The following is a 13,549-nucleotide window of genomic DNA, read 5'->3' as shown; positions in this document are numbered from 1 at the left end:
CGTCACATTCAACAGTTTTGTTGGCTGATCGGACGCTACCGCTGGCAAGCCAGCTCCCACAATTCCTGTGGCCGGCTTGCTAACCTTGGCTAGCCGCCCTCAGGCACTTCAACTCGTTAAAGTCCTTGCGTACCCCTTCAATTTTCTTCTGCAAGCGCTGGCGCTGGGCCGGCGTGCTTTCGGCCATCAGGTCCACGATCAGGCTGCGGGCCTGGGCTTCGGTATCGGCGTAAGCCTTGCGGTAGTCGGCGGTCCACAAGCTTTCGCGATTGACCAGCAGGGTTTCGATGCGTTGTGGGAATTGTGGGCTCTGGCGCTGTGCCACTGCCGCACTGAATTGCTTTTGCCAGTGGGCACGGTTGGCGATCCATTGAGTGTTCTGATCGCCAAGGGCGTTCGACCAAGTGACCACGCGTTGCTGCTGTGTCGGGCTGATCGGCCCGAGCCAGTCATTCAGGCGTTTTTCCATGCGCTCGCTTCGCTCCTTGATCTGTTGATCGAGGGGCGGCTTCAAGTACTCCTGTTGGCGTTTGCGCAGGTCTTTGGCGAACGCTTCGTTCATTTCCGCCACTTGCTTGTCATCCAGTCCCCGCAACAGCTCGACGGCTGAAGGCGTGATTTCCCGCGCCGTCTGGGCGATCGCCTGTTTGGCTTCCTGGGTCCGTGTTTGCAGGGCGGCGTCGGTGACCTGGTTGGTGGCTACCATCCCTTGCAGGCGGTCCAGCCAGTCGAGGTAGCCGGGCAGTTGGGTGGTGCAGTGCCAGCTCAGATGCGCTTTCAGGCGTTCGTTGAACCAGCCTTTCTGCTCGCCGTTCATGTCCAGGTAATCGCTGAGCGTCCATGGAATGATCACATCGAGATTGCGATAGGCCAGGCCCACGCGGCTGCAGGCGCCGAGGGCGAGACTGAAGGTGATGATAACGGCGAAGCACTTCAACCAGCGTGACATGGGCGAGTCCTTGCGAAAGCCTGGGTTTTCATGTGAACGCAAGATGAGCCTGCCAGTTCAGCCGATCAATAGAACGTGCGTTCAGCCTTGAGGGTGACCAGGCCGTCGCATTGTCCGTTGCGCCCGGAATAGGCACTGCAATCGCTGCCGCTGAGGCTGGAGTCGCTGTAGATCAGGTCGAGGTCGATGCCCATGAACGGTCGGGAAAACTTCAGCGACCAATCGTTGAAACTACTGACATAACCGCCGTCCACCGAGACCGGGGTGTTGAGCTGGTGGGTAGTGTATTTGAGGCTTATCCCGATACCGAACGGCTGGTTGCCACTCAGGTCGGCGAAGAGTGTGCTGTTCTGTTTGTCCGGGTCGTTGCTGAATGCCGCGCCGAAACGGCTGCCCAGCAGGGTCAGGCCACCAAAGAACTCATGGGAGTCGAGGGTCTCTACTTTCGGGTAGCTGTAATGAATCATTCCGACTTCATAGCCCAGGGTCTGATCGAAGGGTTGTTTAAAACCCATGTAGGAATCGACTTCGAGGTTGTTGCCCTCGCTCAAGCCCATGCTGGGAGACCACTGGCCCGCGTAGAAACCGCTGTCGTGGCTCAGGTCAAGGCCGCCGTGGAACGAGCCGGTGGCCGAAGGCTTGACCAGCCCTTGCGCCATGCTGCGGCTCGGCGTGGTGCCCAGTTTGAGGTCGAAGTCTCCCAGTTCACGCTGGAAAACCTGCGCGTTGGCAAGCGAACACCAGAGCAGGTTGCCGAGCAGGAAAAAGAGGGCTTGAGCATGCGTCACTCCATGACTGCGGAGATTCGAGACGAAAACCTGATCAAATGCTTGATCTAGACGCGTGCAAGCATAACGGCGAATGCTCGGCATCGATGGCCGTTCGTCGATTTTTGCGCTGATTGAAGGGTGTTGGGGGAGGGTGCAGTCCAAGCGCTTCGAAGCTCAAAGCGCTCAGGGACTCGATGTCGCGGGGAATTACTTCTTGCCCAAGGAGATCTGCTTGGACGGGGCGAAGGTCTGGCCGCTCACGCCTTTGGCGATTTGCTGAATCTCGCCACCGGATTTGAGGAAAGCGGCAATCTGGTCGTTGATCGATTCGCTGGTTTCAACGGCTGGAGCTGGCTTAACTTTGCTTTGGGATGCTTTTACGCGCATGGCGGCCAATCACCTGTAGGAATTTAATTTGGCCAGCCATCGTACACGAATGACCGGATAATTGCTTGCCAAATATCCATTCGATAACCATCAGCGTTCTGGTGAGGCACCTTAGTTGTGCATAAATATCCCCCTAAGCTGCTGTTTTAAATACGAACATCAGTAATGTTCTACCTGTGGTTGACCGGATCGGTCCGGCGAATGATTTCATGGCGTCCTGACGAGTGGCCCAACGGGCGCAATCCAGACCACGAAAATGAAGGCCTCAGCGAAATTTTCTCGGGTCGCTGAAGAGGGGATCAGGCGCCGTCTGCAAAAACGGGTAGAATGCCGCCCAAGCAATGAGGGTATTGGAAATGGCTTTAGTCGGGCGTTACAACAGTTTGCAAGTGGTTAAACACACTAACTTCGGTTTATATCTGGACGGCGGTGCGGACGGCGAAATACTTTTGCCTAATCGTTATATCCCAAAGGATATTCCGAGTGAAGATGAAGACTGGCTCAATGTTTTCGTTTATTTGGACAGCGATGACAAACTTATCGCAACTACCGAGAAGCCGAAAGTTCAAGTTGGTGAATTCGCCAGTTTGAAAGTTGTTGAAGTCAACAGCATCGGCATTTTCCTCGATTGGGGGCTGCCGAAGGACCTGTTGCTGCCATTTTCCGAAGAAAAGCGCCAGATGACCGCCGGCGATTACGTGGTGGTGCATGTCTACCTCGACAAGCACACCCGACGCATCACCGCGACCGCACGGCTGGACCGTTATCTGGACAAGACATCGGCAAACTACGCGCCAGGTCAGGAAGTTGATTTGCTGGTTGCCGAAGCCACCGACATGGGGTTCAAGGCGATCATCAACAACAAGCACTGGGGCTTGATCCACAAGAATGAGATCTTCAAGTTCATGCGCTCCGGCATGAAGGAGAAGGGTTTTATCAAGGAAGTCCGGGCCGATGGCAAGATCAGCCTGAGCCTGCAGCCGGTCGGCCAGGAAGCGGCCACGAGTCTCAACGCGAAGATCCTCGCCAAGTTGCGCGAGAACAGCGGTAGCCTGGCGGTCAGTGACAAGAGCGATCCGGCGTTGATCAGCAGCTTGTTCGGCGTCAGCAAGGGCAACTTCAAGAAAGCCATTGGTGCGCTGTACAAGAATGGCCAGATTGTCATTCATGCCGACCGCATTGAACTAAGCTGACGTCGAACCGGCCCCATGTAGGTGGCTTACATGGGGACGTTGTGATGAAAAAGGCGCTGCTTGCGTACGTCACCAGCCTGCTGGTGTTGCTTGTGCTCGACGGGCTGTGGCTCGGCGTGCTGATGGCCTCGACCTACCGGGGGTTGTTGGGGCCGTTGATGCTCGAACAGCCGCTCCTGATTCCTGCGGCGATGTTCTATCTCCTTTATAGCGTCGGTTGCGTGGTGCTTGTGATATTGCCGGCGACCTACTGGCGGCGTGCGGCGAGTCATGGCGCCTTGTTGGGGCTGGTCGCCTATGGCACCTACGACCTGAGCAATTGGGCGACGCTGCAGGGCTGGTCGATGCCTTTGGTGTTGATGGACATGGCGTGGGGGACGGTAGCGACCACGGTGGTCTGTACCCTGGGTTATTGCGCCGCGCGCAAGGCCTGATCTCAACGCTGAGCCGTGGATGCGCCGTTGTTTGTGCAGAGTCCCCGCCCAGTACTGACCGAACCGAACGCCAAGCCTCCGGCCACGAGCAAGCCGCTACCCGCGATGATCAGCGCCGGTTGCAGACCCCCACTGAAATAGCTGCTCGAGGCGGCGAGCAATGGCCCGGCGAGCTGGCCGACGGCGAAGCACGCGGTCAACAGCCCGGCATTACGCTGGGTGGCGTGGGGCGCCAGTTCCCGCGAGCGTTGCATCACCAACTGCATGCAAGCCAGGAACGGCGAGCCGCACAACAGCACCCCCAGCGCCAGGCCCAGACCGCTTCCCAGCAGGCAGGCAAACACGCCTGCCGCCTGCAACCACAATGTGGCCATCAACCAATGGCGTGTGGCGTCGGGGTTGTGTCGACGCAGGCTCACAAGCACCACGCCCAGGGCCGATGCCAGGCCAAAGCACGGCCAGAACAGATCCGCCTGCCACTTACCGTGGAACTGCGCACTGGCCATTTGCGAGAGGAACGTCGCCGGGATGATGTAGCCCAGGCCGTACAAGGCGTAGATCATCCCCAGGCGACCGATGCCTTGATTGCCCAATTGGCCGGCGTTCGGTGCAGCGGTGACGCTGGTGGCCGGGCGCGGCAGAAACGGCAGGATCAACAGCAGCATCACCAGGCCGACCGCCGCATACACCAGCCACAAGGTGGCAGAGGTCTGCCCCAGAAGGTTCGAACCCAAGGCCAGCAGTCCTGTCAGGAAAATCCCCAAGCCCGGTCCGGCAAAAACCAGCGCACCCAGTCGTGGACGGCCGGCTGCGGCGGCGATTGGCTGGCTCAGTGCGGTAATCATTACCAACACCCAGGCGCTAGCCACGCCAGTGCCGAAACGCAGCAGCAGGTGAGACCAGAAACCGTTGGCCCAGAACGATGCAAGGGTCAGCACTACACACAGCCATAAGCCGCCGAGCAAGCGTTGGCGGACTTGCGCGGGGCGACGGCAGAACATCGCGTCCACGGCACCGACGAAATAGCCCAGGTAGTTGGCGGCGGCGATCAGTCCGGCCGCCGTCAGGTCGATCTGCCCTTCACTGAGCAGGTGCGGCATTTGCGGGGTAAGGGCGAAGCGCCCGATGCCCATGGCCATCATGAGCGCGATAAAGCTGGCGAGTAAGCGAATCAGGGGCGACATGGTCTGGGATTCCTGTAGAGGATCATTGACCGTCAGGCTAGGACTGATTGACTTTCTTTAAAAATGAATAATAGTGAGTAACTTGTTCTGATTTGGAGAATGGCGTGGAATTTAGCCAGTTGAGGATTTTTCAGGCGGTGGCCGAGGAAGGCTCGGTCACCCGCGCCGCCGAGCGTTTGCACCGAGTACCTTCGAACCTTTCGACCCGGCTAAAACAGCTTGAAGAACAGCTCGGCGTAGAACTCTTCCTGCGCGAGCGTCAGCGCTTGCAGCTATCACCTGCAGGAAAAGTCTTGCTGGATTACACCGCCAGACTGTTCAGCCTGCATGACGAGGCTCAGGCGGCAGTGCAGGGCGGGCAGCCGGCGGGAGACTTCGTGCTCGGGACGATGTACAGCACCGCCGCGATCCACCTGCCAGGACTGCTCGCCCGCTATCACCGCACGTACCCGGCAGTGAACCTGCAAGTGCAGGCGGCGCCCAGCGGCGAACTGCTCGAAGGTTTGCTTAGCGGTCGCCTCGACGCGGCGCTGGTGGACGGCCCGCTGGAGCTGGCCGGGCTCGACGGCATACCGTTGTGCCACGAACGGCTGGTGCTGATCAGCGAAGCCGATCACCCGCCGGTACACAGTGCGCTGGATGTGCAGGGGCGGGCGGTGTTCACCTTTCGCCAAGGCTGTTCGTACCGCATGCGCCTGGAAGCCTGGTTTGCGCATTATCACGCGACCATGGGCCGGGCGATGGAGATCGAGTCTTATCAGGGCATGCTCGCCTGCGTGATCGCCGGTTCCGGAGTGGCGTTGATGGCGGAGTCGATGCTCGCCAGCCTGCCGGGGCGCGAGAGCGTCGCCGTGCACCCGTTGACCGAGCCGTTCGCCAGTGCGACCACCTGGCTGATGTGGCGCAAGGGCATGGTCGGAGCCAACCTGAATGCGTGGATTGAGCAACAGCAGATGGACTTTCCAGAGGCTGCCATTCCCGTGAAGGCTACGGCTTGAACGATCGGTCAGGTATTTGGATCAATTCAGTAACAGATCATTGCGGATTTTGCTGCACATTGCGTAGGACTTCGGACTATTATCAGTGCGAAGGGGCTGCGAAATTTCAGCCACCCGGTATTACCCTGAAGGGGGCACCATGAAAGAGAAAATCCAGAACTGGCTCCATGACCTCGGTGTAGCACTCGGTTTGATCGAACCACCGATGCAACCTGTGCCGATCCGTACGGACGACGAGCAGCGTCGACGCCAGCAGCGCCGCCGGTAATTGCGACCGATAGGCAGTTGCTGTAGCCACTAGCGAGCACCGCGAGGCCAGTGCCGCTTCGGGCGCCGGGCAGCAGGGCGCTGTCGAAGGTGCCCGGTCAATGCCGTCCGATGGCAATCAAAAACCGGCTCAAATCATTCGCCGTCCTGGCGGTCTTGAGTATCCGGTCTTCTTCTGCGGTAAACGCCGTCAGGCCCAATTCATCTTCCAGATGAAAGATCAGGTCTTCGATATCGGCTTTATCCAAACCCAACTCCGCCAGACTGGTGTGATCGTCGAAGTCCTCCTGGTCTTCCAGCAATCGGCTGATGAAGCGATGCACGGCGGCACGCACGGCAGCTTTTTTCATAACGGTTCTTCAACACGTTGTTGGTGCATTGAGTACAGCAGCCTTCACTCGTGCGAGCGCTGCCACTCGTCAATCATGTGCCGTAAATGTTCCCCGGAAAAACTGCCGAAATGGCCACCGTGTACCGTGCGGATGGGCAACGTGCGCAGCCGTTGCAAACTGCGGGCGTAGTCGTCGAGGTTGGAGTGGTAGGCGTCTTCGATCAGTGGTCCGTCGTAGATGATGTCACCGCTGAAGAGGGTTTCGCTGGTGGCTTCATACAGGCTGATACCGCCTGGTGAATGGCCGGGCGTGTGCAGCACCTGCAGGACGCGATTGCCCAGGTCCAATACGTCGCCTTCTTCGATTGTGCCGGTGGCTGGCGCAGCCTTGACCCGATATTCGGCGTAACACAATGGGCAGTCGGGGTGCGCTTCGAACATGTCGTCGCCGACGAAGGCGCGGCTCAAATCGTTTTCGCCGTCAGGCGTCGCGAGGATGTCGGCTTCGGCGGGATGCACCAGGCGTTCGGAAAATTCATGGTGGCCGGCGATGTGATCGAAATGGCAATGACTGGCCACCGCCACCAGTGGCCGCTCGGTTATCCACGGCAACTGTTCGCGCAGGCTGACCAGGCCGGAACCGCTGTCGAGCAGCAAGTCCTTCTCGCGGCCCTGGATGTGCCAAAGGTTGCAGCGGTAAAAGGGGCGTATCCACGGCTCATGAATCAGGCGGATGCCGTCGCTGAGCTGTTTGACTTCGAACCATTGATTGCGGGGAACGATTTTCATCTAGGGTTTTCTCCGGACGAAAAAAAACGAGTGTGGCAACCGACGCCACACTCGTCGAAGAAAGCATCGTAACTTTATGTTCAGCCTAGATGGCGCTGGCCACCACTGCCGGGCGGCGGGACATCAGGCTCACCACCACAAAACTCACCAGGCCTACGGCCAGGCTGTAGTAGATGGGGGTGTTGGCGTCCAGACCGTCCTTGAACATGAACAGCAACGCGGTGGCAAAACCCATGCCCATGCTGGCGATGGCGCCGCCAGTGGTTGCACGCTTCCAGAAGATGGCCCCCATCAACGGGATCAACATGCCGCCCACCAGCAGGTTGTAAGCCAGGGTCAGGGCGCTGATCACATCGTTCACTACCAAGGCGATACCCAGCACGACCACACCGGTCAACAGGGTCACCAGACGGTTGAGGCTCAGGCTCGATTGCTTGCCGCCGCGCAGTTTGGGCAGCAGGTCTTCACTCAGGGTGGTGGCGGCCGCGAGCAGGCCCGCGCTGGCAGTGGACATCATCGCGGCGAGTGCGGCGGCGATCACCAGGCCACGGATGCCGTCCGGCAGGGACAGTTTGACGATGGCGGCGAACGCATTGTTGACGTTGTCCAGGTCCGGGATCAGCACGTGCGCAGCCATGCCGATCAGGGCGCAGGCCAGCCCGTAGAGGATGCAGTAGAGACCCGCAGCGGTGCCGGCGTATTGCGCGACCTTGGCGGTCTTGACGGTGAATACCCGTTGCCAGATGTCCTGACCGATCAGGATGCCGAAGAAGTAGATCATGAAGTAGGTGATGATCGTGTCCCAACCGATGGTGGTGAAGCTGAAGCTCGCCGCCGGCAGTTTGGTCACCAGTTCATCCCAGCCGCCGACGCGGTACAGGCAGATCGGCAAAAGGATGAACATCAGGCCGACAGTCTTGATGATGAACTGGACGATGTCGGTCAGGGTCAGTGACCACATGCCGCCGATGGCCGAATAGACCACCACCACGCCACCCCCGAGCAGTACCGAGATCCAGAAGGGCAGGCCGAACAGCACTTGCAGCACGGTGCCGATGGCCAGGATCGAGGTCACGCCGATCATCAGTGCGTACGCCAGCATGATCACCGCGCTCGCTGAGCGGGCCATCGGGTTGTAGCGCTTTTCCAGCACCTGCGTCACGGTGTAGATCTTGAGTTTCAACAGCGGTTTGGCGAGGAACAGGTTCAGCGCCACGATCCCGCAACCCAGTGCGGCGCACAGCCAGAAGCCGGAGATGCCATGCACGTAACCCAGGCGCACGGTGCCGACCGTGGAAGCGCCGCCCAGTACCGTGGCCGCCATGGTGCCCATGTACAGGGTTGGGCCGAGGTTGCGTCCGGCGACCAGAAACTCTTCGTTGGTCTTGGCCTTGCGCATGCCGAAGTAGCCGAGAACCAGCATCGCAGCGGCGTAAATGAGTACGACGAATAAATCCAATGCCATGATGGCGTGTCTCCGATTGTCTTTTTTATGGTGAAACAAAGTTCTTTTGGCGAGCACCGCTCCTACAAGGGAAGGTTTCAGGCCACCTGACGCAACGCAGTATCCGCAGCCGCACCCTTGCTACGAACATCCCCCGGCCCGTACACCGCTGCCGGTTCCGGGAACAGACTCAGCAGCACCAGATACACAACCGACGCCAGGCCCAGGGTGACCGGCAGACTGATGTCGATGCCGTCTGCCAGGTTGCCGAGCACGCCGACGAATTGCCCGGGCAGGTTGACAAAGCACAGACCCACCAGTGCGCTCGGGATCCAGGCACCCAGCCCGCGCCAGTTCCAGCCGTGGGCGAACCAGTAACGGCCACCTTTTTCCCCTCGAGTGAACACTTGCAGGTCATCCGGGCAATAGAAGCCCCGACGCACCAGAAGGCCGATGATCATGATCACCATCCATGGCGTCGTGCAGGTGATGATCAGCACGGCGAAGGTCGACACGCTCTGCACCAGGTTCGCGGCAAAGCGCCCGATGAAGATGAAGACAATCGACAGCACCCCGATCAGCAGCGTCGCCTTGACCCGTGACAGCACGCGCGGGAACACACTGGACATGTCCAACCCGGTGCCATACAGCGAGGTGGTGCCGGTGGACATGCCGCCAATCACTGCGATCAGGCACACCGGCAGGAAGAACCAGCTCGGCGAAACGGCCAGCAGGCCACCGACGTAGTTGTTGGCGGCAATGTAGTCCGGCGCCTTGATCGCGACGATAGTGGCGGTGGCGAGGCCAAACAGGAACGGGATGAACGTGGCGACTTGCGCGAACACCACGGCCAGCATGATCCGGGCCTTGGGGGTGTGGCGCGGGATGTAGCGTGACCAGTCGCCGAGGAACGCACCGAAGGAAATCGGGTTGCTCATTGCTACCAGTGCCGCGCCGATGAACGCTGCCCAGAAGCCCGGTTGACCCAGGTTCACGGTGCCGGCGTAGTTCACATCGAAAGGACCGGCGAAGGCGAAGACGCCCAGCAGGAAGAGCAGGCTGGCGCTCCACACCGCGACCTTGTTGACCCACAGCAAAAAACGGAAGCCGTAGATGCACACCGTCAGTACCAGAATCGCGAACAGACCGTAGGCCAGGCCCAGGGTCAGGTCGGTTTCCGGCAGACCGATCAGGCGTTTCGCCCCACCGATCAACGCATCACCCGAACTCCACACCGACAGCGAGAAAAAGGCGATGGCGGTCAGCAATGACAGGAACGAACCGACGATCCGTCCGTGTACGCCAAAGTGCGCACCGGACGACACGGCGTTGTTGGTGCCGTTAAGCGGGCCGAACAGGCCCATGGGCGCAAGAATCAGCGAACCGAGCAGCACACCGGCCACAATCGCCGCGACGCCCGCCTGGAAAGACAGGCCAAACAGCACCGGAAAGCTGCCAAGCACGGCGGTGGCAAAGGTGTTGGCGCCACCGAAGATCATCCGGAACAGGTCCGTTGGGCCGGCGGTGCGCTCGTTGTCCGGGATCTGTTCGACCCCGTGGGTTTCAATCTGCGTAAGGCTTGGGTCGTTGTTGTTGTTATTCATGATCTGCTCCGATCATAAAGGCGCGCTCATCGTGTGTGAGCGTCACCTGTTTGGCTAAGGTGTGGGCAGCCCTTCCGGCATCGCGGATAAATGTTCGTGACAGGCCAGCCACAAGCCTTGTTGTTCTTGGCCAGACGCTTGTTTTTTGAAAACAATCGTCTCGCGTTCCTGGCTGAAGTGTTGCTCCCCTTGCATGCGCAGCTCGGTGGCCACGTCATGGATGAAAATCGCCACATCACCCTGCAGGCTGACGAAGGCGTTGCTCGAAGTGCACGACACCACCTCGAAGCCATCCTCGGCGCGCCAGCTGTCCCACATCGCCTGGTAGGCATCGCGCGACAGCAGGGGCTGTTCGAGGGTGTAGAACACGAAGCTGGCATCAACGCTGAAGGCGCCGAAATAAGCTTCGCGATCATTGCGGGCAAAGGCGGCTACCAGGTCGGCGGCCGCTTTCAAAACCTGATCATGTTCAGTCATGGCCGGTCCTCAGCGATGGACGACGCCGGGCAGTACGCAGAGCATTTCGTACAGCAGGTTGGCGGCCAGCAGCGAGGTGTTGCCGGTGGTGTCGTAGGCGGGCGAGACTTCTACCAGATCGCACCCGATGAGGTCGAGGCCCTGGCAGCCACGGACGATTTCAATCGCCTGAATGGTCGTCAGGCCACCGATTTCCGGGGTGCCGGTGCCAGGCGCCCAGGCGGGGTCGATGCCGTCGATGTCGAAACTGAGGTACACCGGCCCGCCACCGACTTTCTCGCGAACCTCGGCCATCAGCGGCGCAAGGGATTTGTGCCAGCACTCTTCGGCCTGGACCACGCGGAAACCCTGGTTGCGGCTCCAGTTGAAGTCGTCGGCGGTGTAACCCTGGGCGCGCAGGCCGATTTGCACGACGCGGTCGGGGTCGATCAGGCCTTCCTCGACGGCGCGACGGAAAGTGGTGCCGTGGGCGATTTTCTCGCCGAACATGTGATCGTTGACATCGGCATGGGCGTCGATGTGCACCAGGCCTACCTTGCCGTGCTTTTTATGGATAGCACGCAGGATCGGCAGGGTGATGGTGTGGTCGCCGCCCAGGGTCAGCGGGATCACGTCGTGTTCAAGGATGTTGTCGTAGGCTTCTTCGATGATGCGTACGGCATCCAGCAGGTTGAAAGTGTTGATCGCCACGTCGCCGATGTCCGCCACCGACAGCGAGTCGAACGGGGCAGCGCCGGTGGCCATGTTGTACGGGCGTATCATCACCGATTCGGTGCGGATGTCGCGCGGTCCGAAGCGGGTGCCGGGGCGCAGCGAAGTACCAATGTCCAGCGGCACGCCTACGAAGGCAGCGTCCAGGCCGGCAGCGGTCGGTACATGGGGGAGTCGGAGCATGGTGGCGATGCCGCCGAAGCGCGGCATTTCGTTGCCGCCCAGTGGTTGGTGGAGAATCTTGTCCACGGGTAAGGCCTCATCGTCGTTGTTTTAGTTATGGCGGTGGCACAGGCCGGGAAGGCTCGGGCACCGTTGTGGGCCGATTCTGCGAAATGGTGCGGGGCGGAAGAATCGCTACGGGCAAATACTTAGTTCAGATTTTTCTAAACTAATGACGGGTGGGGCGATAGACTTCCCGCCAACGCAATCTGCGCTCCCACAGGTTCCGCGCTCGGACAGGAGCTCCCATGGCCAATGCTTTACCCGACCTGAAATTGTTGCGCATCTTCGTCAGCGTGGTCCGTCACCAGGGGTTCGCCAACGCCCAGCAGGAGTTGAACCTCTCGACTTCGGCGATCAGCACCTACATGAGCCAGCTCGAAGCCGCCCTGGGCCTGGTGCTGTGTCATCGGGGGCGTGGCGGTTTCAGCCTGACCAGCAAGGGCGAACTGTTTCATCAGGAAACCTTGCGCCTGCTTGGCGAACTCGAGGGCTTCGAACAATACGCGGCGGCCTTGAAAGGCGAATTGCGCGGCACCTTGAACCTGGGGGTGATCGATTCCACCGTTAGCGACAAGGCCTTGCCTTTCGCCGAAGCCATCGGCGCCTACAGTCAGGAACACCCGGCAGTGCATTTGCACCTCTCGGTCATGAGCCCGTATGAGCTGCAACTGGGGGTGCAGGACAACCGCCTGGACCTCGCCATCGGTGCTTTTTCCACGCGCATGAGCGGGCTGGTCTACATGCCGCTGTATCGCGAGCAGCACTGGTTGTATTGCAGCAACCGTCATCCGTTGTTCAACGAGCGGCGCATTCCGGAGCAGGTCATTACGCAGCAACGCATGGTCGGGCGTGGGTATTGGAGCCAGGCTGAACTGGCGCGTCACGGTTTCAAGCACAGCGCCGCCACGGTGGAAAGCATGGAGGCACAGTTGATTCTGGTGTTGTCCGGCGCTTACATCGGTTACCTGCCAGAGCACTATGCCCAGGCCTGGGCGGACAAGGGTGATCTACGCGTTCTGCTGCCGGCGACTTTCGGTTACCAGGCACCGTTCTCGATGATCATTCGCCGGGGGCGTAGTCGCGAACCATTGATCCAGACATTTCGCGACCTGCTCAAGGCGCAACTGAACCAGGCCGCTTGAGGAAGCAGAACGATGTCCAGACTCCAGTGCCCGCGCTGCCTGCGCCCGCAAACCCACTGCCTGTGTGCGTTGATCCCGAGCCTGGACAGCCGCACCCGGGTCTTGCTGCTGCAACACCCCAGCGAAGTGAATCACGCGTTGAACACCGCACGGCTGGCGGCGTTGGGATTGACCAATGCCGAGTTGATCGTCGGTGAGGTGTTCGAGGATTTGCCGCGGTTGTTGAACCCGCCGGGTTATCAGGCGCGATTGCTGTTTCCGGGTGACGGTGCACAGCCGATACGGGCCTACCGCGCGGGTGATCAGCCAATGCTGCTGGTGGTCCCGGACGGCACCTGGCGCAAGGCGCGCAAGATGCTGCACCTCAATCCGCCGCTGGCAGCGTTGCCCCGGGTGACGCTTGCCGAAGGCGGGGTGTCACGCTACCGGCTGCGCAAGGCGCCGGGGCCGGGGGCCTTGTCGACGGTGGAGGCGATTGTGCAGGCGTTGCAGGTGCTGGAAGCGCCGGGCGATTTTGCGCCGTTGCTCAAGCCGTTCGAGGCGTTGATCGAGGGGCAGATTGCGGCGATGGGGGAGGAGGTTTTTCAGCGTAATCATGGGCCGAAATAGTTGTTGTCAGTGCCGGACCCATCGCGGGCAAGTAC

The 13,549-nt window shown here is 60.1% G+C and carries 16 protein-coding genes; 6 read left to right on the top strand and 10 right to left on the bottom strand.

Features of this window, described 5'->3' with window-relative positions; genetic code table 11:
* Nucleotides 1–79: 79 nt before the first annotated feature.
* From AB4N64_RS18000 to AB4N64_RS17990, 3 genes are all read right to left on the bottom strand, one after another.
* The gene (locus AB4N64_RS18000; RefSeq protein WP_460117236.1) at nt 80–949 is read right to left on the bottom strand and encodes a DUF6279 family lipoprotein; all 870 of its coding nucleotides are present in this window, start codon (nt 947–949) and stop codon (nt 80–82) included.
* A gap of 65 nt (nt 950–1,014) precedes the next feature.
* Entirely contained in the window at nt 1,015–1,737 is a 723-nt protein-coding gene (locus AB4N64_RS17995; protein WP_460117235.1) for a TorF family putative porin, read from the bottom strand.
* Nucleotides 1,738–1,926: 189 nt separating this feature from the next.
* The gene (locus AB4N64_RS17990) at nt 1,927–2,106 is read right to left on the bottom strand and encodes a hypothetical protein (RefSeq protein WP_460117234.1); all 180 of its coding nucleotides are present in this window, start codon (nt 2,104–2,106) and stop codon (nt 1,927–1,929) included.
* A gap of 356 nt (nt 2,107–2,462) precedes the next feature.
* On the opposite strand from AB4N64_RS17990, the gene AB4N64_RS17985 reads away from it, so the two are divergent.
* Both AB4N64_RS17985 and AB4N64_RS17980 read left to right on the top strand, forming a co-directional pair.
* Nucleotides 2,463–3,299, top strand: coding sequence for a CvfB family protein (locus AB4N64_RS17985; protein ID WP_460117233.1), 837 nt, complete (start codon nt 2,463–2,465; stop codon nt 3,297–3,299).
* Between the two features lie 44 nt (nt 3,300–3,343).
* A complete protein-coding gene (locus AB4N64_RS17980; RefSeq protein WP_460117232.1) occupies nt 3,344–3,733 on the top strand; it encodes a DUF2177 family protein in 390 nt (129 codons plus the stop codon).
* 2 nt (nt 3,734–3,735) lie between these two features.
* Here AB4N64_RS17980 and AB4N64_RS17975 read toward each other — a convergent pair whose 3' ends face one another.
* Complete coding sequence (locus tag AB4N64_RS17975; RefSeq protein ID WP_460117231.1) at nt 3,736–4,917, bottom strand: MFS transporter; 1,182 nt, start codon at nt 4,915–4,917, stop codon at nt 3,736–3,738.
* 104 nt (nt 4,918–5,021) lie between these two features.
* Between AB4N64_RS17975 and ptrR the strand changes: the two genes are divergently transcribed.
* Both ptrR and AB4N64_RS17965 read left to right on the top strand, forming a co-directional pair.
* Complete coding sequence (gene ptrR, locus AB4N64_RS17970; protein ID WP_460117230.1) at nt 5,022–5,915, top strand: putrescine utilization regulator PtrR; 894 nt, start codon at nt 5,022–5,024, stop codon at nt 5,913–5,915.
* Between the two features lie 139 nt (nt 5,916–6,054).
* Nucleotides 6,055–6,183: a PA1414 family protein gene (locus tag AB4N64_RS17965; RefSeq protein ID WP_257737111.1), complete on the top strand. Its 129-nt coding sequence runs from the start codon at nt 6,055–6,057 to the stop codon at nt 6,181–6,183.
* 97 nt (nt 6,184–6,280) lie between these two features.
* Here the strand turns inward: AB4N64_RS17965 and AB4N64_RS17960 are convergent, their stop codons facing one another.
* The 6 genes from AB4N64_RS17960 to speB all read right to left on the bottom strand — a co-directional run bounded on the left by AB4N64_RS17960 (nt 6,281) and on the right by speB (nt 11,787).
* A complete protein-coding gene (locus tag AB4N64_RS17960) occupies nt 6,281–6,532 on the bottom strand; it encodes an acyl carrier protein (RefSeq protein ID WP_460117229.1) in 252 nt (83 codons plus the stop codon).
* Nucleotides 6,533–6,576: 44 nt separating this feature from the next.
* Nucleotides 6,577–7,302: an MBL fold metallo-hydrolase gene (locus AB4N64_RS17955; RefSeq protein WP_460117228.1), complete on the bottom strand. Its 726-nt coding sequence runs from the start codon at nt 7,300–7,302 to the stop codon at nt 6,577–6,579.
* Nucleotides 7,303–7,387: 85 nt separating this feature from the next.
* Nucleotides 7,388–8,767, bottom strand: a complete 1,380-nt coding sequence (locus AB4N64_RS17950) for a sodium:solute symporter family protein (RefSeq protein WP_460117227.1) — start codon at nt 8,765–8,767, stop codon at nt 7,388–7,390.
* A 77-nt stretch (nt 8,768–8,844) separates the two neighbouring features.
* Complete coding sequence (locus AB4N64_RS17945) at nt 8,845–10,350, bottom strand: purine-cytosine permease family protein (RefSeq protein WP_460117226.1); 1,506 nt, start codon at nt 10,348–10,350, stop codon at nt 8,845–8,847.
* Nucleotides 10,351–10,404: 54 nt separating this feature from the next.
* Nucleotides 10,405–10,827 (bottom strand): YybH family protein, encoded by a 423-nt coding sequence (locus AB4N64_RS17940; RefSeq protein ID WP_460117225.1) that lies wholly within the window; start codon nt 10,825–10,827, stop codon nt 10,405–10,407.
* Nucleotides 10,828–10,836: 9 nt separating this feature from the next.
* Nucleotides 10,837–11,787: an agmatinase gene (speB, locus tag AB4N64_RS17935; RefSeq protein ID WP_460117224.1), complete on the bottom strand. Its 951-nt coding sequence runs from the start codon at nt 11,785–11,787 to the stop codon at nt 10,837–10,839.
* A gap of 221 nt (nt 11,788–12,008) precedes the next feature.
* On the opposite strand from speB, the gene AB4N64_RS17930 reads away from it, so the two are divergent.
* Both AB4N64_RS17930 and AB4N64_RS17925 read left to right on the top strand, forming a co-directional pair.
* Nucleotides 12,009–12,905: a LysR family transcriptional regulator gene (locus tag AB4N64_RS17930; RefSeq protein WP_460117223.1), complete on the top strand. Its 897-nt coding sequence runs from the start codon at nt 12,009–12,011 to the stop codon at nt 12,903–12,905.
* Between the two features lie 12 nt (nt 12,906–12,917).
* Nucleotides 12,918–13,514 carry a tRNA-uridine aminocarboxypropyltransferase gene (locus AB4N64_RS17925; protein WP_460117222.1) on the top strand — a complete coding sequence of 199 codons (597 nt, stop codon included), beginning with the start codon at nt 12,918–12,920 and terminating at the stop codon, nt 13,512–13,514.
* Nucleotides 13,515–13,549 lie beyond the last annotated feature (35 nt).

This window comes from Pseudomonas sp. S2_C03 (assembly GCF_054668405.1).
This window is presented reverse-complemented; position numbering and strand designations above follow the sequence as displayed.